A 21346-nucleotide genomic window follows, 5' to 3' on the forward strand; every position below is an offset into this window, starting at 1 on the left:
GTGATCGACAGTGGCGGCGGTTTCAGGGTGCAATGCCCTCCTCTGAACCGGGGAGTGCGTCATGACCGAACTACTGGCAACCCTCCAGGCCGCGCTGGGCCTGGCGCCTGCAAGCGTCCGACAGACCGGCCAGGGCGCCCTGCCCTCGGCCTTCGCCGTAACCGACCTGGCCTGCGCCAGCATCGCCGTCGCCGGGCAAGCCCTGGCCGAACTCCTGAACAGCCAGACCGGGCACCGGCCACAGGTCAGCGTCGACCGGCGCCTGGCCTCATTCTGGTTCGCCGGTTCGATCCGCCCGCAAGGCTGGAGCCTGTCATCCCCCTGGGACCCGATTGCCGGGGATTACCCCAGCCGCGACGGCTGGATTCGTCTGCACACCAATGCGCCCCACCACCGCGCCGCCGCCGAACGAGTGCTGGGCGCGGTGAGCGGGCGCGACGCCATGGCCGCCCGCGTGGCCAGCTGGGATGCCCTGGAGCTGGAGCAGGCCATCGTCGATCAGGGCGGTTGCGCCGCGCAGATGCGCAGTTGGGCACAGTGGCAGGCGCACCCGCAGGGGCAGGCGGTCAACGCCGAACCCCTGGTGCACTGGCTGCCGCACCGCGGCTCGCGACCGAACACCTGGAGCGGTTCCAGCGCCCGGCCCCTGGCCGGACTGAAGGTGCTGGACCTGACCCGGGTCCTGGCCGGCCCCGTGGCCAGCCGCCTGCTGGCGGGGCTGGGCGCCGAGGTACTGCGGATCGACCCGCCGGGCTGGAACGAACCGGCCCTGGAGCCGGAGGTGACGCTGGGCAAGCGCTGCGCGCGCCTGGACCTGCACGACCTGGAACAGCGCGCGGTATTCGAGGGCCTGCTGGCCGAAGCCGACCTGCTGCTGCACGGCTATCGCGCCGATGCCCTGGACCACCTGGGTTACGACGCCGAGACACGCCAGCGAATCGCCCCGGGGCTGATCGAGGTCAGCCTCAATGCCTATGGCTGGAGCGGCCCCTGGCGCGACCGCCGGGGCTTCGACAGCCTGGTACAGATGAGCGCCGGCATCGCCGCAGCCGGCATGGACTGGAAAGCCGCGGAGCAACCACTGCCGCTGCCGGTCCAGGCCCTGGATCACGCCACCGGCTACCTGATGGCGGCCAGTGCCCTGCGGGCCCTGAACCTGTCCTTGAGCGGCGGCCAGGGCACCTCGGCGCGCCTGTCCCTGGCCCGCACCGCCAAGCTGCTGGTTGAGCATTGCCGGTCAACGGGAAACCAAACGCCACTGCGCGCCGAAACCCCTGAAGATCAGGGGCTGCTTCAGGAGCAGACTCCCTGGGGACCGGCCCGGCGCCTGCAGGTGCCGTTGCACATCAGCGCAACGCCCGTGCAGTGGGATTGCCCGGCGACCGCCCTGGGCGCCCATCGCCCCAAATGGTGGTGAGCGCCTTCGCCGGCAAGCCGCCACCTGGAGGATTACCGGCGCCCCGGGCGCTGGCTTGCCAGCGAACCACCCGCAGCGACGACCGCCGCCAAAGCCGCCCAACCCTGCCGCGCCGCATAACCGCGCCACGGTGGCCAGGCCGCGGCCCGATCAGGCACACGTTCGGTCACAGCGCCAGCAGGCCGCTGTACAGGCCATAAGCCGCCAGCGAGGCGCCGATGATCACCGCACCGAAGATCAGTTTTTCCAGCGGGGTGAACAGCGGCTCGCCCTGCTCGCGCTTGGCCTTGGCAAACAGAATCACCCCGGGCGCGTAGAGCAGCGCCGAGAGCAGCAGGTACTTCAAGCCGCCGGCGTACAACAGCCAGATGGCGTAGCTCAGGGCCACGACGGCGATGCACAGGTCCTTCAGCCGCTCCCGGGAGGCTTGCTCGTAGGTTTCCCCTCGGCCGCTGAGCAGCACCGCATAGGCTGCCGACCACAGGTAGGGCACCAGGATCATCGACGAGGCGAGGTAGATCAGGTTGGTGTAGGTGCCGGCGGAGAACAGGGTGATCAGCAGGAAGATCTGAATCATGACGTTGGTCAGCCACAGGGCATTGACCGGCACATGGTTGGCGTTTTCCTTCTTCAGGAAGGCCGGCATGGTCCGGTCCCGGGCGGTGGCGTAGAGGATCTCCGCGCACAGCAGGGCCCAGGACAACAAGGCGCCCAACAGCGAAACCGCCAGGCCAATGCTGATCAGCAAGGCGCCCCAGGGGCCGACGATATGCTCCAGCACCGCCGCCAGGGACGGGTTCTGCAGCTTGGCCAGTTCCGGCTGGCTCATGATCCCCAGGGACAGCACGTTGACCAGCACCAGCAGCGCCAGCACCCCGAGAAAGCCGATCACCGTGGCCCGACCGACATCCGCGCGCTTCTGCGCCCGGGCCGAATAGACGCTGGCGCCCTCGATGCCGATGAACACGAACACCGTGACCAGCATCATGTTGCGCACCTGATCCATCACCCCGCCGAAATTCGGGTTGCTGCGCCCCCAGATATCCCGGGTAAAGATCTCCGCCTTGAACGCCACGGCGGCGATGACGATGAACATCATCAGCGGCACGATCTTCGCCACCGTGGTCAGCTGGTTGATGAACGTCGCCTCCTTGATCCCCCGCAGCACCAGAAAATGCACGGCCCACAGCAGCAAGGAGGCGCAGCCGATGGCCACCGGGGTGTTGCCCTGGCCGAACACCGGAAAGAAATAGCCCAGGGTGCTGAACAGCAGGACGAAGTAGCCGACGTTGCCCAGCCAGGCACTGATCCAGTAGCCCCAGGCCGAGGAAAACCCCATGTAGTCGCCGAAACCGGCCTTGGCGTAGGCGTAGACCCCGGAGTCCAGCTCCGGCTTGCGGTTGGCCAGGGTCTGGAAGACGAACGCCAGGGTCAGCATGCCCACCGCCGTGATCCCCCAGCCAATCAGCACGGCCCCGACATCCGCCCGGGCCGCCATGTTCTGCGGCAGCGAGAAAATCCCGCCACCAATCATCGAGCCCACGACCAGAGCGATCAGTGCACCGAGTTGAAGCTTCTGCGCCGGTTGTGACATTCCTACCTCTGCTTCAGTGAGTCGATCGGGCAATAAGACGATAGGCCATTAATGAACATTCCAGAAATGTGCATCTAACAGTAACAGTCAATTAAACAGCCTTTATGGGCGGACTTCAGAATGGCCTTCAGAAGGCACTGAATAACCGAGTATTTTGTTAAATACATGTACTAAGTGCCATCACGCATTGGTTATTAGTTGACCACCCTAGAGGATTTGCACATTCGCAAAAAGGGTCTAGTTTCAAACGACAACAACAATCCGAGCGGCCACTAAAAAGTAGTTTAAAGCCTCTGGAATGGCCCTCTCAGGGCAGCATTCTACCTCCTGCAATAAATCTTAAGTCATTCATTCACAACGGAATGCCGCAATGAACTGATCTAAGTCAGCTGTTCTGATTGCAAGCAGATTTACTCTGACGTCTCTCTTCTCCTGCATTGGAGTCATGCAATGTCTGAATCTCCCGGAAAACTAAGACTGGGCGCCTTAGTCGCCCTGGTAGTGGGTTCCATGATTGGCGGAGGGATCTTTTCCTTACCGCAAAACATGGCAGCCAGCGCCGATGTCGGTGCAGTTCTTATTGGTTGGGCGATTACCGCTGTCGGCATGTTGACCTTGGCATTCGTCTTTCAAACCCTGGCCAATCGCAAACCTGATCTGGACGGCGGTGTCTATGCCTACGCCAAGGCCGGTTTTGGCGACTACATGGGTTTCTCTTCCGCCTGGGGGTACTGGATCAGTGCCTGGCTGGGCAACGTCGGCTATTTCGTCCTGTTGTTCAGCACCCTGGGCTATTTCTTCCCGATCTTCGGTGAGGGCAACACCCCGGCGGCGGTGATCGGTGCCTCGGTGCTGCTCTGGGCCGTGCATTTTCTGGTGCTGCGCGGCATCAAGGAAGCCGCCTTCATCAACCTGGTGACCACGGTCGCCAAGGTCGTACCACTGCTGCTGTTCGTGCTGATCGCCCTGTTCGCCTTCAAGCTGGACATCTTCACCGCCGACATCTGGGGCGTGAAGAACCCCGACCTGGGCAGCGTGATGAACCAGGTGCGCAACATGATGCTGGTCACCGTGTGGGTGTTCATCGGCATCGAGGGCGCGAGCATCTTCTCGTCCCGGGCGGAAAAACGCTCGGACGTGGGCAAGGCCACCGTCATCGGCTTCATCACCGTGCTGCTGTTCCTGGTGCTGGTGAACGTGCTGTCCCTGGGGATCATGACCCAGCCGGAACTGGCCAAGCTGCAGAACCCGTCCATGGCCGCGGTACTGGAACATGTGGTGGGCCACTGGGGCGCAGTGCTGATCAGCGTCGGCCTGATCATCTCGCTGCTGGGAGCGCTGCTGTCCTGGGTGCTGCTGTGCGCGGAGATCATGTTCGCCGCGGCCAAGGACCACACCATGCCGGAGTTCCTGCGCCGCGAGAACGCCAACCACGTACCGGCCAACGCCCTGTGGCTGACCAACGCCATGGTGCAGATCTTCCTGATCATCACCCTGTTCTCGGCCAGCACCTACCTGTCGCTGATCTACCTCGCCACCTCGATGATCCTGGTGCCCTACCTGTGGTCGGCGGCCTACGCGGTGCTGCTGGCGGTGCGCGGCGAAAGCTACGAACAGGCCCTGGGCGAACGCAAGAAGGACCTGGTCATCGGCGGCATCGCCCTGCTCTACGCGATCTGGCTGCTGTACGCCGGCGGGGTCAAGTACCTGCTGCTCTCGGCCCTGCTCTACGCCCCCGGCGTGGTGCTGTTCGCCAAGGCCAAGATGGAACTGCACAAACCGATTTTCACCAACGTCGAGAAGCTGATTTTTGCCGCGGTGGTGATAGGCGCCCTGGTGGCGGCCTACGGACTCTACGACGGCTTCCTGACCCTGTAGCACGGCCTTTGAAGCCACACCCCGATTGTTTTGTCTCTGGAGGATCACAGTAATGACCACGGAAAAAGTTAAGTACGGCGTCCATTCCGAAGCCGGCAAACTGCGCAAAGTCATGGTTTGCTCCCCAGGCCTGGCCCATCAGCGGCTGACCCCGAACAACTGCGATGAACTGCTGTTCGATGATGTGCTGTGGGTGGCCCAGGCCAAACGCGACCACTTCGACTTCGTCACCAAGATGCGCGAGCGGGACATTGATGTGCTGGAAATGCACAACCTGCTGACCGACATCGTCGCCATGCCCGAAGCCCTGGACTGGATTCTGGAGCGCAAGATCACCGCCAACCAGGTCGGCCTGGGCCTGGTCAATGAGGTCGGTTCGTGGCTGCGCAGCCTGGAGCCGCGCAAGGTCGCCGAGTTCCTGATCGGCGGCGTGTCCGCCGATGACCTGCCCACCAGCTTCGGTGGCAAGACCATCGAGATGTTCCGCGACTTCCTCGGCCACTCCAGCTTCATCCTGCCGCCGCTGCCCAACACCCAGTTCACCCGCGACACCACCTGCTGGATCTACGGCGGCGTGACCCTGAACCCGATGTACTGGCCGGCGCGACGCCAGGAAACCCTGCTGACCACCGCCATCTACAAGTTCCACCCCGAGTTCACCCACGCCGATTTCCAGATCTGGTACGGCGACCCGGACCAGGAACACGGCAACGCCACCCTGGAAGGCGGCGACGTGATGCCCATCGGCAATGGCGTGGTCCTGATCGGCATGGGCGAGCGCTCCTCGCGCCAGGCCATCGGCCAACTGGCGCTGAACCTGTTCAAGCACAAGGCCGTGGAGCGGGTGATCGTCGCCGGCCTGCCGAAATCCCGCGCAGCGATGCACCTGGACACCGTGTTCAGCTTCTGCGACCGCGACCTGGTCACGGTCTTCCCGGAAGTGGTGAGCCAGATCGTCGCCTTCAGCCTGCGCCCTGACGAAAGCAAGCCGGGCGGCATCGACGTGCGCCGCGAGGAAACCAGCTTCCTCGACACCGTGGCCAAGGCCCTCAACCTCAAGGCCCTGCGCGTGGTGGAAACCGGTGGCAACAGCTTCGCCGCCGAACGCGAGCAATGGGACGACGGCAACAACGTGGTGGCCGTGGAACCGGGCGTGGTCATCGGCTACGACCGCAACACCTACACCAACACCCTGCTGCGCAAGGCCGGGGTCGAGGTCATCACCATCAGCGCCGGCGAACTGGGCCGGGGCCGTGGCGGCGGCCACTGCATGACCTGCCCGATCATCCGCGACCCGATCGACTACTAAGCGCCCCTATCCGACATAGCAGCTTGCCGTTGCCCCCACAAAGGGCCTCGGCAAGTGGACGACCGAAATCAAAGGAGATCCATCATGGCTTTCAATATTCACAACCGTAACCTGCTGAGCCTGGAACACCACACTCCACGCGAGCTGCGCTACCTGCTGGACCTGTCCCGCGACCTGAAACGCGCCAAGTACACCGGCACCGAGCAGCAGCACCTCAAGGGCAACAACATCGCCCTGATCTTCGAAAAAACTTCGACCCGCACCCGTTGCGCCTTCGAAGTGGCGGCCTATGACCAGGGTGCCAACGTCACCTACATCGACCCCAACTCGTCGCAGATCGGCCACAAGGAAAGCATGAAGGACACCGCCCGGGTGCTGGGGCGCATGTACGACGCCATCGAGTACCGCGGCTTCAAGCAGGAAATCGTCGAAGAGCTGGCGAAATTCGCCGGGGTGCCGGTGTTCAACGGCCTGACCGACGAATACCACCCGACCCAAATGATCGCCGACGTACTGACCATGCGTGAGCACGCCGACAAGCCGATCCATGAAATCAGCTACGCCTACCTGGGTGATGCGCGTAACAACATGGGCAACTCGCTGCTGCTGGTGGGCGCCAAGCTCGGCATGGACGTGCGTATCTGCGCGCCCAAGGCCCTGTGGCCCCATGACGACCTGGTGCAACGCTGCAAGCAGTACGCCGAGGAAAGCGGTGCCCGCCTCACCCTCACCGAAGACCCGAAAGCCGCGGTCAAGGGCGTGGACTTCATCCACACCGACGTCTGGGTGTCCATGGGCGAGCCGGTGGAAGCCTGGGCCGAGCGCATCGAGCAACTGCTGCCGTATCAGGTCAATGCCCAGTTGATGAAAGCCACCGGCAACCCACGGACCAAGTTCATGCACTGCCTGCCGGCCTTCCACAACAGCGATACCAAGGTCGGCAAGCAGATCGCCGAACAGTATCCGCACCTGGCCAAAGGCATTGAAGTGACCGACGACGTGTTCGAATCGCCAGCCTGCATCGCCTTCGAGCAAGCGGAAAACCGCATGCACACCATCAAGGCGATCCTGGTTTCGACCCTGGCCGACCTCTAACCCGCCTCCCCCTGCCGGGGCCGGCTTGCCAGCCAACCGCTGTTCGTTGGCAAGCCGGCGCCTGCAGAGCCCCTAGAAGGACTGCATTATGCGTATCGTCGTTGCACTGGGCGGTAACGCCCTGCTCCGCCGTGGTGAACCCATGACCGCGGACAACCAACGCGCCAACATCCGCATCGCCACCGAACAGATCGCCAAGATCCATCCCGGCAACCAGCTGGTGATCGCTCACGGCAATGGTCCGCAGGTGGGCCTGCTGTCGCTGCAGGCGGCGGCCTATACCCAGGTTTCGCCCTACCCGCTGGACGTGCTCGGTGCCGAGACCGAAGGCATGATCGGCTACATCATCGAACAGGAACTGGGCAACCTGCTGGACTTCGAGGTGCCCTTCGCCACCTTGCTGACCCAGGTAGAAGTGGATGCCAAGGACCCGGCCTTCAAGAACCCGACCAAGCCCATCGGCCCGGTCTACAGCCAGGAAGAAGCCGAGAAGCTGGCCAAGGAGAAAGGCTGGGCCATCGCCCCGGACGGCGACAAGTACCGCCGGGTGGTGGCCAGCCCGAAACCCAAGCGCATCTTCGAGATCCGCCCGATCAAGTGGCTGCTGGAAAAGAGCAGCATCGTGATCTGCGCCGGCGGTGGCGGCATTCCGACCATGTACGGCGAGGACGGCAAGCTGCGGGGCATCGAGGCGGTGATCGACAAGGACCTGTGTTCGGCGCTGCTGGCCGAGCAACTGGAGGCTGATCTGCTGGTGATCGCCACCGACGTCAACGCAGCCTTCATCGACTTCGGCAAGCCGACCCAGAAGGCCATCGCCCAGGCCCACCCGGATGAAATGGACAAGCTGGGCTTTGCCGCCGGCTCCATGGGGCCCAAGGTCCAGGCCGCCTGCGAATTTGCCCGGCACACTGGCAAAGTCGCGGTGATCGGTTCACTCTCGGACATCGAAGCGATCGTCCAGGGCAAGGCCGGTACCCGCATCAGCACGGCGCAACCCGGCATCCGCTACCTGTAAGACGCTTGCTGTAAGAACTCGGGGCAGGCCCGGTGCCTGCCCTCCTGTCAAAGCCCTGGAGGAGAGACGCCTATGGCCATGTTTGAGCCCGGTCACCTGCATATCGAGCGCCATGCGCTGAGCAAGGACGACTTCAGCTACAACCTGTGCATCGACTATGAACTGGCCCAGGACCCCAAGGAGGGTCACGGCATGCTGTTCACCCTGCACGGCACCATCGAAGGCAAATCCTTGAAAGAGCAGTTCTTCCTGGCCAAGGACCTGGCCTTCGACTTTGCCCGTCACGCCACCCGCATCGCCCAGCAGTACGGTTTGCCCAAGAGCGCCAGCATTGCCTCCATGCACAAGTACTACGACGAGATGTTCGAAGACGTGCGCAAGCAGCTGAACGTCAAGCCCGGCGACCCGATCAACCCCGAACACTTGGCATAACCCCTCTTCTGTAGGAGCCGGCCTGCCGGCGAAATGACCACCGCCATACCTGGGTGCCTGGTCCGCCTTCGCCAGCAAGCCGGCTCCTACGACAGCTCCAGCGATTTCGACTAAGGCTCTCGCCCAAGGCATACTGGCGCCCTTCAGTGTTCCAGAAGCCTCTGTCGCCTCATGCGTATCCACGTCAGCTTCATCGACCGCGTCGGCATCACCCAGGAAGTCCTGGCCCTGCTGGGCGGGCGCAATCTCAACCTGGATGCGGTGGAAATGGTGCCACCCAACGTCTATATCGATGCTCCGACCCTGAGCCCCCAGGTCCTGGAGGAATTGCGCGACGCGCTGTTCAACGTGCGCGGCGTGCAGGCGGTGACCGTGGTCGACATCCTTCCCGGGCAACGCCGGCACCTGCAATTGGACGCCTTGCTGGCGGCCATGACCGATCCGGTGCTGGCCCTGGACAGCGCCGGTAAAGTGCTGCTGGCCAACCCGGCGCTGATCGCCCTGTATGGCCGCGAGCCGGCCGGGGAAAGCGTCGCCGAACTGTTTGCCGATCCGGCGCTGTTGGAGGCGCTGCTGGAAAACGGCTTTCGCCTGCCGCTACGGGAAATCATCGTCAATGGCCAGACCCTGCTGCTGGACGCCACGCCCATCACCGACGCCGGCGCGCTGCTGACCCTGTACCAGCCCAACCGCATCGGCGAGCGGCTGTCGGCCCTGCACCACGATCACGCCGAGGGCTTCGATGCCCTGCTCGGCGAATCACCGGCGATTCGCACCCTCAAGGCCCGGGCACAACGGGTCGCTGCCCTGGATGCACCGCTGCTGATCCAGGGCGAAACCGGCACCGGCAAGGAGCTGGTGGCCCGTGCCTGCCACGCCATCAGCGCCCGGCACAGCGCGCCGTTCCTGGCCCTGAACTGCGCCGCGCTACCGGAAAACCTGGCCGAGAGCGAACTGTTCGGCTATGCCCCCGGCGCCTTTACCGGTGCCCAGCGCGGCGGCAAGCCGGGGCTGATGGAGCTGGCCAACCAGGGCACGGTGTTTCTCGATGAAATCGGCGAGATGTCGCCCTATCTGCAAGCCAAGCTGCTGCGCTTTCTCAATGACGGCAGCTTTCGCCGGGTGGGCGGCGATCGCGAGATCAAGGTCAATGTGCGCATCCTCAGCGCCACCCACCGCGACCTGGAGAAAATGGTTGGCGAAGGCAGCTTTCGCGAGGACCTGTTCTACCGCCTCAACGTCCTCAACGTGGAAGTGCCGCCGCTGCGCGAGCGCGGCCAGGACATCCTACTGCTGGCCCGCTACTTCATGCAGCAAGCCTGCGCGCAGATCCAGCGCCCGGTGTGTCGCCTGACCCCGGGCACCTATCCGGCGCTGCTGAGCAACCGCTGGCCGGGCAACGTGCGCCAGTTGCAGAACGTGATCTTTCGCGCGGCGGCCATCTGCGAAAGCAACCTGGTGGACATCGGCGACCTGGACATCGCCGGCACCTCGGTGGCACGGCAGAACGACACCGAAATCGAAAGCCTGGAACAGGCCGTGGAAAGCTTCGAGAAAGAGCTGCTGGAAAACCTCTACGTGCACTACCCCTCGACCCGGCAACTGGCCAACCGCCTGCAGACCTCTCACACCGCCATCGCCCATCGCCTGCGCAAGTACGGCATTCCCAACAAGGCCTGACCGGCTCCCCTGGGGCAGGAGCCGGCTGGCCGGCGAAGGGCTGCCTGGGCCTGGCGCGGCCCTTGCGGGCACCTTCACTGGCAAGACCCGAGTCTGAACCCCGCGCCGCGTCTTGCGTTCTGGAAGCGACCTGCAACTGTACTGAAAGCGCTACAGCGGAACGATTTCGCTACACGGCCTTGTAATCGCTGCCGTGCAAGGCTTTGATCCTCAAAGCCTTTTCTCCACGCTGTCAGCTGTAGCGATTTCGCTACACGAGAACGCGGCGGGCACCCAGCCACAATACTTAACTCATTGATTTTAAAGGCTTAACTATTTATTGGCCGCATTCTTGCTATGGGTATTGTTATCCGGCTCGGCCCCGCACGAGCATTCAATCGCGTCCACCAGACGAGTCTGGCCCCTGAGGAGTTTCCATGAGCGAGTTGCGTTTTACTGAAGATCACGAATGGCTGCGTAGCGAAGCGGATGGCAGTGTCACCGTCGGCATCACGGCTTTCGCCCAGAACGCCCTGGGTGATGTGGTGTTTGTGCAACTGCCGGAGCTGCAGAGCTACGCAAAGGGCGCAGAAGCCGCCACCGTGGAGTCGGTAAAGGCCGCCAGCGGCGTGTACATGCCGCTCGACGGTGAAGTGGTCGCCACCAACCCGGCCCTGGAAGACAGCCCTGAGCTGGTCAACGAAGACCCGCTGGGCGAAGGATGGTTCTTCCGCTTCATCCCCGCCGATGCCGCCGCTGTCGGCCAACTGCTGGATCAGGACGCCTACGACCGCCTGATCAAAGCCAGCGCCGAAGCCTGAGGAGCCCGTCATGACCGTCAACCTGACTACCGCCAACGAATTCATCGCGCGCCACATCGGCCCGCGCCAGGCCGATGAGCAAGCCATGCTCAACAGCCTGGGCTTCGACTCCCTGGAAGCCCTGAGCGCCAGCGTGATTCCCGACAGCATCAAGGGCACCAGCGTGCTGGACCTGGGCCAGGGCCAGAGCGAAGCCGAGGCCCTGGCCTCGATCAAGGCCATCGCCGCCAAGAACCAGCTGTTCAAGACCTACATCGGCCAGGGCTACTACAGCTGCCATACCCCCTCGCCGATCCTGCGCAACCTGCTGGAAAACCCGGCCTGGTACACCGCCTACACCCCCTACCAGCCGGAAATCTCCCAAGGTCGCCTGGAAGCCCTGCTGAACTTCCAGACCCTGATCAGCGACCTGACCGGCCTGCCGATCGCCAATGCCTCGCTGCTGGACGAAGGCACCGCCGCCGCCGAAGCCATGACCTTCTGCAAGCGCCTGAGCAAGAACAAGGGCAGCCATGCCTTCTTCGCCTCGGTGCATTGCCACCCGCAAACCCTGGACGTACTGCGCACCCGTGCCGAGCCCCTGGGAATCAACGTGGTGGTGGGCGATGAGCGCAAGCTGACCGACGTCAGCCCGTTCTTCGGTGCCCTGCTGCAATACCCGGCGAGCAACGGCGACCTGTTCGACTACCGCGAACTGACCGAGCGCTTCCACGCCGCCAACGCCCTGGTGGCCGTGGCCGCCGACCTGCTGGCCCTGACCCTGCTGACTCCGCCGGGGGAATTCGGCGCCGACGTGGCCATCGGCAGCGCCCAGCGCTTCGGTGTACCGCTGGGCTTCGGTGGCCCGCATGCGGCCTATTTCTCCACCCGCGATGCCTTCAAGCGCGACATGCCGGGCCGTCTGGTGGGCGTCTCCGTAGACCGTTTCGGCAAGCCGGCCCTGCGCCTGGCCATGCAGACCCGCGAGCAGCATATCCGTCGCGAAAAGGCCACCAGCAACATCTGCACCGCCCAGGTCCTGCTGGCCAACATTGCCAGCATGTATGCCGTCTATCACGGTCCCAAGGGCCTGATTCAGATTGCCCAGCGCATCCACCAGTTGACCGCGATCCTGGCCAAGGGCCTGAAGGCGCTGGGGCTGGTCGTGGAGCAGGACAACTTCTTCGACACCCTGAGCCTGCACACCGGTGCCGGCACCGCCGCGCTGCACGACAAGGCACGCGCCCAGGGCATCAACCTGCGGGTAATCGACGCTGAGCGCCTTGGCCTGTCCCTGGACGAAACCACCACCCAGGCCGACGTCGAAGGCCTGTGGAGCCTGCTGGGCGACGGCCAGGCCGCGCCGGACTTCGCCGCGCTGGCGGCCACGGTGAGCAGCAGCATCCCCGCGGCCCTGGTCCGTCAGTCGGCGATCCTCAGCCACCCGGTGTTCAACCGCTATCACTCGGAAACCGAGCTGATGCGCTACCTGCGCAAGCTGGCGGACAAGGACCTGGCCCTGGATCGCACCATGATCCCCCTGGGCTCCTGCACCATGAAGCTCAACGCCGCCAGCGAGATGATTCCGATCACCTGGGCCGAATTCGGTGCGCTGCACCCCTTCGCCCCGGCCGAGCAGAGTGCTGGCTACCAGCAACTGACCACCGAGCTGGAGGCGATGCTCTGCGCCGCGACCGGCTACGACGCCGTCTCCCTGCAACCCAACGCCGGTTCCCAGGGTGAGTACGCCGGCCTGCTGGCCATCCGTGCCTATCACCAGAGCCGTGGCGATGACCGTCGCGACATCTGCCTGATTCCGTCATCGGCCCACGGCACCAACCCGGCCACCGCCAACATGGCCGGCATGCGCGTGGTGGTCACCGCCTGCGACGCCCGCGGCAACGTCGATATCGAAGACCTGCGGGCCAAGGCCATCGAGCACCGCGAACACCTCGCCGCGCTGATGATCACCTACCCGTCGACCCACGGCGTGTTCGAGGAAGGCATCCGCGAAATCTGCGGCATCATTCATGACAACGGCGGCCAGGTGTACATCGACGGCGCCAACATGAACGCCATGGTCGGCCTCTGCGCGCCGGGCAAATTCGGTGGCGACGTGTCCCACCTGAACCTGCACAAGACCTTCTGCATTCCCCACGGCGGTGGCGGCCCGGGCGTGGGCCCGATCGGCGTCAAATCGCACCTGGCGCCCTTCCTCCCCGGTCACGCCGCGCTGGAAAACAAGAAAGGCGCGGTGTGTGCCGCACCGTTCGGCAGCGCCAGCATCCTGCCGATCACCTGGATGTACATCCGCATGATGGGCGGCGCCGGCCTCAAGCGCGCATCGCAGTTGGCGATCCTCAACGCCAACTACATTTCGCGGCGCCTGGAAGAGCACTACCCCGTGCTCTACACCGGCAGCAACGGCCTGGTGGCCCACGAATGCATCCTCGACCTGCGTCCACTGAAAGACAGCAGCGGCATCAGCGTCGATGACGTGGCCAAGCGCCTGATCGATTTCGGCTTCCACGCCCCGACCATGTCGTTCCCGGTGGCCGGCACCCTGATGATCGAGCCGACCGAAAGCGAATCCAAGGAAGAACTGGACCGCTTCTGCGACGCCATGATCCGCATCCGCGAGGAAATCCGCGCGGTGGAAAACGGCACCCTGGACAAGGACGACAACCCACTGAAGAACGCTCCGCACACGGCAGCAGAACTGGTGGGTGAATGGTCCCACCCGTACAGCCGTGAGCAGGCCGTATACCCAGTGGCCTCGCTGATCGAAGGCAAGTACTGGCCTCCGGTTGGCCGGGTCGACAACGTGTTCGGCGACCGCAACCTGGTGTGTGCCTGCCCGTCGATCGAAAGCTACGCCTAAGGCAGCCACAAGCTAGTAGCCTCAAGCTGCAAGAAAGAGCCGATCGGCGTCTGACTTGCAGCTTGTCGCTTGCCGCTGCCTCTATAACAAGAAACCGGAGAACCAACATGTCCCTGAGCGTGTTCGACCTGTTCAAGATTGGCATCGGCCCCTCCAGCTCCCACACCGTTGGCCCGATGCGCGCGGCTGCGCGTTTTGTCGAAGGCCTGCGTCGCGATGACCTGCTGGCGGCTACCGCCTGCGTCAAGGTCGAGCTGTACGGCTCGCTGGGCGCCACCGGCAAGGGCCACGGCAGCGACAAGGCGGTATTGCTGGGCCTGGAAGGCGAACAACCGGACACCGTGAATACCGAGAACATCGCCACTCGGCTGCAGGCGATACGCAGCAGCGGGCGAATCAACCTGCTCGGTGAACACAGCATTGCGTTCAACGAGAAAGAACACCTGGCAATGATCCGCAAACCCCTGGCCTATCACCCCAATGGCATGATTTTTCGTGCTTTCGATAGCGCCGGCTTGCAGATCCGCAGCCGCGAGTACTACTCCGTGGGCGGTGGTTTCGTGGTCGACGAAGACGCCGCCGGCGCCGACCGTATCGTCGAAGACACCACTCGCCTGACCTTCCCCTTCAAGACCGCCAAGGAGCTGCTGCAACATTGCAGCACCTATGGCCTGTCCATCAGCCAGGTGATGCTGACCAACGAAAGCGCCTGGCGCCCGGAAGCGGAAACCCGCGCCGGCCTGCTGAAGATCTGGCAGGTGATGCAGGACTGCGTGGCTGCCGGTTGCCGCAATGAAGGCATCCTGCCGGGCGGGCTCAAGGTCAAGCGGCGCGCCGCCGCCCTGCACCGCCAGTTGTGCCTGCACCCGGAGGCCGCGCTGCGTGATGCGCTGTCGGTGCTGGACTGGGTCAATCTCTACGCCCTGGCGGTCAACGAGGAAAACGCCAACGGCGGACGCGTGGTCACGGCGCCCACCAATGGTGCGGCCGGGATCATCCCGGCGGTGTTGCACTACTACATGCGCTTCACTCCCGGGGCCAACGAAGACGGGGTGGTGCGTTTTCTCCTCACGGCCGCGGCCATCGGCATCCTGTACAAGGAAAACGCCTCGATCTCCGGCGCCGAAGTCGGCTGCCAGGGCGAAGTGGGCGTGGCCTGCTCGATGGCCGCCGGGGCTTTGTGCGAAGTCCTCGGCGGCAGCGTGCAGCAGGTGGAGAACGCCGCGGAAATCGGCATGGAACACAACCTCGGGCTGACCTGCGACCCGATCGGCGGCCTGGTGCAGGTGCCCTGCATCGAGCGCAACGCCATGGGTTCGGTGAAGGCCATCAATGCGGTGCGCATGGCCCTGCGCGGCGACGGGCAACATTTCGTTTCCCTCGACAAGGTCATCCGCACCATGCGCCAGACCGGCGCCGACATGAAAAGCAAATACAAGGAGACCGCCCGTGGCGGTCTGGCCGTGAACATTATCGAGTGCTGATACGCCGCCCGTATCCGCACGTTTTTTCAGGAGTTGCCCATGTCCACCGAAACACTGTTGAAAACCCCACTGCACAGCCTGCACCTGGAGCTCGGCGCCCGCATGGTGCCATTCGCCGGTTACGACATGCCGGTGCAGTACCCGCTGGGGGTCATGAAGGAACACCAGCACACCCGTGAGCAGGCCGGGCTGTTCGATGTGTCCCACATGGGGCAGATTCTCCTGCGTGGCGCCAATGCCGCCCAGGCCCTGGAAACCCTGGTGCCGGTGGACATCATCGACCTGCCGGTGGGTATGCAGCGCTATGCCATGTTCACCAATGAACAGGGCGGCATCCTCGACGACCTGATGGTCGCCAATCTCGGCGACGACCAGCTGTTCCTGGTGGTCAACGCCGCCTGCAAGGAACAGGACCTGGCCCACCTGCGCCGCCATCTCGGCGAGCAGTGCGACATTCAGCCGCTGTTCGAGGAACGCGCCCTCCTGGCCCTGCAAGGCCCGGCGGCAGTCAAGGTACTGGCGCGCCTGGCCCCGGAAGTGGCCAGCATGACCTTCATGCAGTTCAAGCCGGTGACCGTGCTGGGTGCGGACTGCTTTGTCAGCCGTTCGGGCTATACCGGGGAAGACGGTTTCGAAATCTCGGTACCTGCCGAGCAGGCGGAAAAACTGGCCCGTGCCCTGCTGGCCGAACCGGAAGTGGCGGCCATCGGCCTGGGCGCCCGCGACTCCCTGCGCCTGGAAGCCGGCCTGTGCCTGTACGGCCATGACATGAACAGTGACACCACACCGATTCAGGCCAGCCTGCTGTGGGCCATCTCCAAGGCTCGCCGCGCGGACGGCGCACGTGCCGGCGGGTTCCCTGGTGCCGAGGTGATCTTTGCCCAACAACAGGGCGGCGTCGATCGCAAACGTGTCGGCCTGCTGCCTCAGGAACGCACGCCAGTGCGCGAAGGTGCGGAAATCGTCGACGCCGAAGGAAACATCATCGGCAGCGTATGCAGCGGTGGCTTTGGTCCGACCCTCGGCGCACCATTGGCGATGGGTTACCTCGATATCCAGCACTGTGCACTTGATACGCCAGTTGCAGCGATAGTACGTGGGAAAAAGGTGCCAATGCTTGTAAGCAAAATGCCATTCGTACCCCAACGCTACTACCGAGGCTGAGGGACTGTTTCTATAAGTAACGCGGTTGCGTTAAAAGTGCACTAATCTGTAACGCAACCGCCATAAAACAGTGCATATTTTCGCTACTGAACACTACTTATAACGCCCGAAAACAATTGAACAACTCTATCGAATAAGGCCTGCACGCTAGTTCCGCCAAACCTCGGAAAGCTGAGTAAAACCGGGGCTTCGCGGGGCTTGTTTTTTCTCCCGTAGTTGGCGTAGAGTTTCCCCACTGTGTTTGCATGGGTCGCTTGGAATCGTGACCTGGGCAGTAGCCAACAAGTTTGCTACAACCCGTTCGACGTCTCTTACTTTCCTGCAACCCAGCCCAGTACTCTTCCACGAGGAAGAGACTGTCATTAATTTTTTAGCGTCAAAGGAAATAAGAAATGTCCCAACGTCAGAGCGGTACCGTCAAGTGGTTTAACGACGAGAAAGGTTTTGGTTTTATCACTCCAGAAAGCGGTCCGGATCTGTTCGTACACTTCCGCGCTATTCAGGGCAACGGCTTCAAGAGCCTGAAAGAAGGCCAAAAAGTGACCTTCATCGCTGTGCAAGGCCAGAAAGGCATGCAAGCTGACGAAGTACAAGCAGAAGCTTAATCGTCTGTAACGAAAAAGCCCCTGATGCTGACATCAGGGGCTTTTTTGTGCGCGCAATTCCGTAAAATGGCTTCTTTTTTCAGTCGAGAGCCTGTCATGTCGAAGCATCTGCTAAGCCCCCAAGGCGATTTCCCTACTGTCGGCCTGGGGCGTCGCCTGGCAGCGATGTTCTATGATTTTCTACTGTGCGTCGCCCTGCTGATCGTCACCGGCGGCATCTACAAATTTATCCAGATGCAGATCATCGGCGAAGCGCGGATGCGTGCCTTGACCGAATCCGGCGCTCTGGATGGCGACCCGCTGTACTCCACCGTCCTGCTGTTTGTGCTGTTCGGCTTCTTCGCCAAATTCTGGACCCATTCAGGGCAGACCCTGGGCATGCAGGTCTGGGGCATCCGCGTACAGAACGCCGATGGCAGCCGCATCAGCCTGTGGCAGGCATTGCTGCGCTTCATGGTATCGATCGCGTCCTGGCTGTGTGCCGGCCTGGGCTTCTTCTGGGTGCTGGTGGACAAGCAGAAACGCAGCTGGCATGACATCTACTCCAACACCCAGCTGGTACGCATCCCTAAACAGAAGAAATAAGCCGCCACCAACAAAAACGCCCCGACAAGTCGGGGCGTTTGCATGACTACGCAATAAAACCGCTCAGGCGTTGCCCGCCAGTTTCATTCGTGCCGCCTGGGTGAAGTCCAGCATGCGCTTGAGCGGTCGAACGGCATTGGGGATCAGCGCCGGGTCCACTTGAATCTCGTTGCTGCCCTGTTGCAGGCACTGCAGGGTGCGCTCCAGGGTGTTCATGGCCATCCACGGGCAATGGGCGCAACTGCGGCACGCTGCGCCGTTACCGGCCGTAGGCGCCTCGATGAACACCTTGTCCGGGCACAGCTGCTGCATCTTGTAGAAGATGCCGCGGTCGGTGGCGACGATGAAGGTCTTGTTCGGCAGACGCTGTGCGGCGGCGATCAGCTGGCTGGTGGAACCGACCGCATCCGCCAGTTCGATCACCGAGCTGGGGGACTCGGGGTGCACCAGGATGGCAGCCTCCGGGTACAGCGCCTTCATGTCTTCCAATTGCTTGGACTTGAACTCTTCGTGAACGATGCAGGCACCGTCCCAGAGCAGCATGTCGGCCCCGGTCTGGCGCTGGATGTAGGTGCCCAGGTGCTTGTCCGGGCCCCAGATGATCTTCTCGCCGTTATCCATCAGGCTTTCGACGATCTCCAGCGCACAGCTGGAAGTCACCACCCAGTCGGCACGGGCTTTGACCGCCGCCGAGGTGTTGGCATAAACCACCACGGTGCGCTCGGGGTGCTGATCGCAGAAGGCCGAGAACTCGTCCACCGGGCAACCCAGGTCGAGCGAGCAAGTGGCCTCCAGCGTCGGCATCAGCACGCGTTTTTCAGGGTTGAGAATCTTCGCCGTCTCCCCCATGAAGCGCACCCCGGCCACCACCACGGTCTTGGCCGGATGAGCGTTGCCGAAACGGGCCATTTCCAGAGAGTCGGAAACACAGCCGCCGGTTTCTTCGGCCAGGGCCTGAATCACCGGATCACAATAGAAATGCGCAACCAGCACCGCGTCCTGAGCCTTGAGCTCTGCAGCGATGGCGGCACGAAAATGGGCCTCTTGCTCAGCACTCAAGGGTTTGGGCTGTTTGGCGTCGAGGTGGGCTTGAACCAGAAGGCGTTCGGAAATTTGCGTCATGTTCGCAAGACCTGCAGGCGCTTGGGCGCGAAAGTCGAGTATACCACCGGCTCCGGTCCGCTTAGGGCCCCGCCGGGAGAGTGAGTTCATCAGGTACGGACAGCATTGGAGCCGCGCAAGGCTACAGAATATCCGGGGCATTCAAAAGCCAATTCTGCCCCGCGTCTAATCCTCCCGGCCCGGGTCGACCCGCGCAAACACCACCAACACGCACAACCCGCTCCTGGCCTGTTCATCGGTGTAAGCGAAACGGATCTGGGCGCCGTAGCGCTCGGCGATCACCTTGACGATGGAAAGCCCCAACCCCGACCCCAGCTCCTCGCTCCCCAGGCAGCGATAGAACGGGTCAAACACCCGATCACGCTCCTCTGGCGCAATTCCCGGTCCCGTGTCGCAGACTTTCACCCCCACCGCGCCGTGCTCCAGGCTTACCGACAAATCCACCTGCCCCCCCGGCGGGGTATAGCGAATAGCGTTATCCACCAGGTTCTTCACCACAACCAACAGGTCCACCTCGCTGATGCGTACCAGCCCGTCCTGACCACCCTCCACGCCGATATCAATGGCCTTTTCTTCCGCCAGCGGCAGCAGGTCCTCCAAGACCTGCCGATAGACCGCGTGCACTGAAACCAAGGCCACACCGGTACCAGCACCGGACTGTGCAGACGCCAGGCTCAACAGCTGATCGATCAGCTTCTTGCTGCGCTCGATGCCCCGTCGCAACAACATCAAACGCTCCTGAGCCTGGCTCGACATTTCCACAGTGGCCAGCCGCTCGGCTTGCAGGGACAGGGCCGTCATCGGCGAACGCAACTCATGGGCTGCGTCTGCAACAAAACGCCGCTGCACGTCCATGGAGCGGGTCACCCGGGCCAGCAGTCGATTGATCGCCAGCACAAACGGGCGGACCTCCGTGGGCAAATGCCCTTCATCGATCGGATGCAACTCCTGCTCGCCGCGCTGATCAATCTCCGCAGCCAAGACCTCAATCGGACGAAACAACGTGCGCACCAGATTGGCCAGCACCAGCAACAGCACGGGGAACAGAAACAAGAACGGAAGCAGGCTGCGCGCAGCACTCTCGCGTGCCTCTTTGTCCCGGGCGCCCATTTCCTGAGCCACGGCGATGCGCTGCCCCTGCGCGGTGGTCTTGACCAGTACCCGGAACGGCTCGCCCCCCACCGTCTGCGTCGACCAGCCATCGGCGAGCGTGGTCGGCAAAGGCAAAGGCGAGCTGTTGTCATCATCCCCGGTCGCCCTGGCGCCATCGGCCAGGTACTGTATGACCACTCTGGACTCCTCGTTGTCGCCTTCGATCGGCTGTTCATGCTCGGAGTAACTCAGGGTCATCTGCTGGCGCTCGAACAAGGCCGCGACCTGGCGCAGGGTGTTGTCCTGCATTTCCCGAGCCTCGTCGAATGCCGAAGCAAAAGCGAAGACCGCCGCCAGCAGGGCAACGATCAGGATCGCCGTCGACAACGCAATAGACAGGCGGAGCTGGACCGACTCGCTCAGACGCTTTTTGAAACCATCCATCCCATACCCCTGACGTTCTTGATCACCTGGCTTCCCAGCTTGCGGCGCAAGGCGTGGATCAGAAACTCCACCGCGTTGCTTTCCACTTCGTCACCCCAACCATAGATACGGTCCTCGAGTTCACTGCGCGAGAGAATCGCCCCGGGCCGGATCAACAGCGCCTGCAACAGGGCAAACTCCCGGTTCGACAGCTGCACGTCGGCCTGCTGCGCGGTGCTCGCCTGCTTCGAGACAGGGTCCAACGACACCACGCCATTGCTCAACAGCGGCGCCGCACTTCCGCCCTTGCGGCGCATGACCGCACGCATGCGCGCCAACAGCTCGGCCATGGCAAAGGGCTTGGATAGGTAGTCATCCGCACCGCCGTCGAGGCCGCGCAAACGCTCATCCAGGCTGTCGCGGGCGGTGATGATCAGCAGCGGCACCGGGTTACCACCGCGTCGCAGGGTGTCGAGCACTTGCAGCCCGTCCTTGCCCGGCAGCCCCAGATCCAGCAGCACCTGGTCATAATGCTGGGTGTCCAGGGCGGCGAGAGCGCTACCCCCATTGCGCACCCAATCGGCGGCATGGCCCGCGTCCTTGAGGGCACCGACAATGGCCTCGCCGATCATGGCATCGTCTTCCACCAGCAAGATCCGCATAGCACCTCCACAATGAATGAAGCGCGGCATCCCCCAGAGGGATACCGCGCCCAGCGTGAATCACCTTGGTCGGCAATCACGCAGCCTGTTACACACAGCGGCACCCTGACCTCGCGGCAGATGGCT

General features: G+C 63.1%; 17 protein-coding genes. 13 read left to right on the top strand and 4 right to left on the bottom strand.

What is annotated here, in order from left to right; all coding sequences use genetic code 11:
• The first annotated feature begins 61 nt into the window (after positions 1-61).
• Complete coding sequence (locus PST29_RS23005) at positions 62-1417, top strand: CoA transferase (protein ID WP_060844428.1); 1356 nt, start codon at positions 62-64, stop codon at positions 1415-1417.
• 166 nt (positions 1418-1583) lie between these two features.
• On the opposite strand, the gene arcD (PST29_RS23010) is transcribed toward PST29_RS23005, so the two are convergent.
• Positions 1584-3011, bottom strand: coding sequence for an arginine-ornithine antiporter (arcD, locus tag PST29_RS23010; RefSeq protein ID WP_060840694.1), 1428 nt, complete (start codon positions 3009-3011; stop codon positions 1584-1586).
• 450 nt (positions 3012-3461) lie between these two features.
• On the opposite strand from arcD (PST29_RS23010), the gene arcD (PST29_RS23015) reads away from it, so the two are divergent.
• The 12 genes from arcD (PST29_RS23015) to PST29_RS23070 all read left to right on the top strand — a co-directional run bounded on the left by arcD (PST29_RS23015) (position 3462) and on the right by PST29_RS23070 (position 17921).
• Positions 3462-4889 (top strand): arginine-ornithine antiporter, encoded by a 1428-nt coding sequence (gene arcD, locus PST29_RS23015; protein ID WP_060844429.1) that lies wholly within the window; start codon positions 3462-3464, stop codon positions 4887-4889.
• 52 nt (positions 4890-4941) lie between these two features.
• Complete coding sequence (gene arcA, locus PST29_RS23020) at positions 4942-6198, top strand: arginine deiminase (RefSeq protein ID WP_060840696.1); 1257 nt, start codon at positions 4942-4944, stop codon at positions 6196-6198.
• A gap of 84 nt (positions 6199-6282) precedes the next feature.
• Positions 6283-7293: an ornithine carbamoyltransferase gene (locus tag PST29_RS23025; RefSeq protein WP_060844430.1), complete on the top strand. Its 1011-nt coding sequence runs from the start codon at positions 6283-6285 to the stop codon at positions 7291-7293.
• An 88-nt stretch (positions 7294-7381) separates the two neighbouring features.
• Positions 7382-8311, top strand: coding sequence for a carbamate kinase (arcC, locus tag PST29_RS23030; RefSeq protein WP_060840697.1), 930 nt, complete (start codon positions 7382-7384; stop codon positions 8309-8311).
• A gap of 72 nt (positions 8312-8383) precedes the next feature.
• On the top strand, positions 8384-8743 hold the full coding sequence (locus PST29_RS23035; protein ID WP_016967335.1) for a DUF5064 family protein: 360 nt from the start codon (positions 8384-8386) through the stop codon (positions 8741-8743).
• Between the two features lie 171 nt (positions 8744-8914).
• Entirely contained in the window at positions 8915-10423 is a 1509-nt protein-coding gene (locus PST29_RS23040; protein WP_060840698.1) for a sigma-54-dependent transcriptional regulator, read from the top strand.
• A 416-nt stretch (positions 10424-10839) separates the two neighbouring features.
• Positions 10840-11223 (top strand): glycine cleavage system protein GcvH, encoded by a 384-nt coding sequence (gene gcvH, locus PST29_RS23045; protein WP_060840699.1) that lies wholly within the window; start codon positions 10840-10842, stop codon positions 11221-11223.
• A 10-nt stretch (positions 11224-11233) separates the two neighbouring features.
• Complete coding sequence (gcvP, locus tag PST29_RS23050; protein WP_060844431.1) at positions 11234-14083, top strand: aminomethyl-transferring glycine dehydrogenase; 2850 nt, start codon at positions 11234-11236, stop codon at positions 14081-14083.
• Positions 14084-14190: 107 nt separating this feature from the next.
• Positions 14191-15567, top strand: a complete 1377-nt coding sequence (locus PST29_RS23055; RefSeq protein ID WP_060840701.1) for an L-serine ammonia-lyase — start codon at positions 14191-14193, stop codon at positions 15565-15567.
• Between the two features lie 39 nt (positions 15568-15606).
• A complete protein-coding gene (gcvT, locus tag PST29_RS23060; RefSeq protein WP_060844432.1) occupies positions 15607-16731 on the top strand; it encodes a glycine cleavage system aminomethyltransferase GcvT in 1125 nt (374 codons plus the stop codon).
• Positions 16732-17123: 392 nt separating this feature from the next.
• A complete protein-coding gene (locus tag PST29_RS23065; RefSeq protein ID WP_007977299.1) occupies positions 17124-17336 on the top strand; it encodes a cold-shock protein in 213 nt (70 codons plus the stop codon).
• A 96-nt stretch (positions 17337-17432) separates the two neighbouring features.
• Positions 17433-17921 (top strand): RDD family protein, encoded by a 489-nt coding sequence (locus PST29_RS23070; protein ID WP_060840703.1) that lies wholly within the window; start codon positions 17433-17435, stop codon positions 17919-17921.
• Positions 17922-17984: 63 nt separating this feature from the next.
• On the opposite strand, the gene nadA is transcribed toward PST29_RS23070, so the two are convergent.
• From nadA to PST29_RS23085, 3 genes are all read right to left on the bottom strand, one after another.
• Positions 17985-19043, bottom strand: a complete 1059-nt coding sequence (gene nadA, locus PST29_RS23075) for a quinolinate synthase NadA (RefSeq protein ID WP_060840704.1) — start codon at positions 19041-19043, stop codon at positions 17985-17987.
• Between the two features lie 165 nt (positions 19044-19208).
• Positions 19209-20579, bottom strand: coding sequence for an ATP-binding protein (locus PST29_RS23080; protein WP_060844433.1), 1371 nt, complete (start codon positions 20577-20579; stop codon positions 19209-19211).
• Positions 20555-21220 (bottom strand): response regulator, encoded by a 666-nt coding sequence (locus PST29_RS23085; RefSeq protein WP_060844434.1) that lies wholly within the window; start codon positions 21218-21220, stop codon positions 20555-20557. The genes PST29_RS23080 and PST29_RS23085 overlap by 25 nt, the downstream gene beginning before the upstream one ends.
• Positions 21221-21346 lie beyond the last annotated feature (126 nt).

The sequence above is a fragment of the Pseudomonas sp. St29 genome (assembly GCF_001547915.1).
GTDB lineage: Bacteria > Pseudomonadota > Gammaproteobacteria > Pseudomonadales > Pseudomonadaceae > Aquipseudomonas.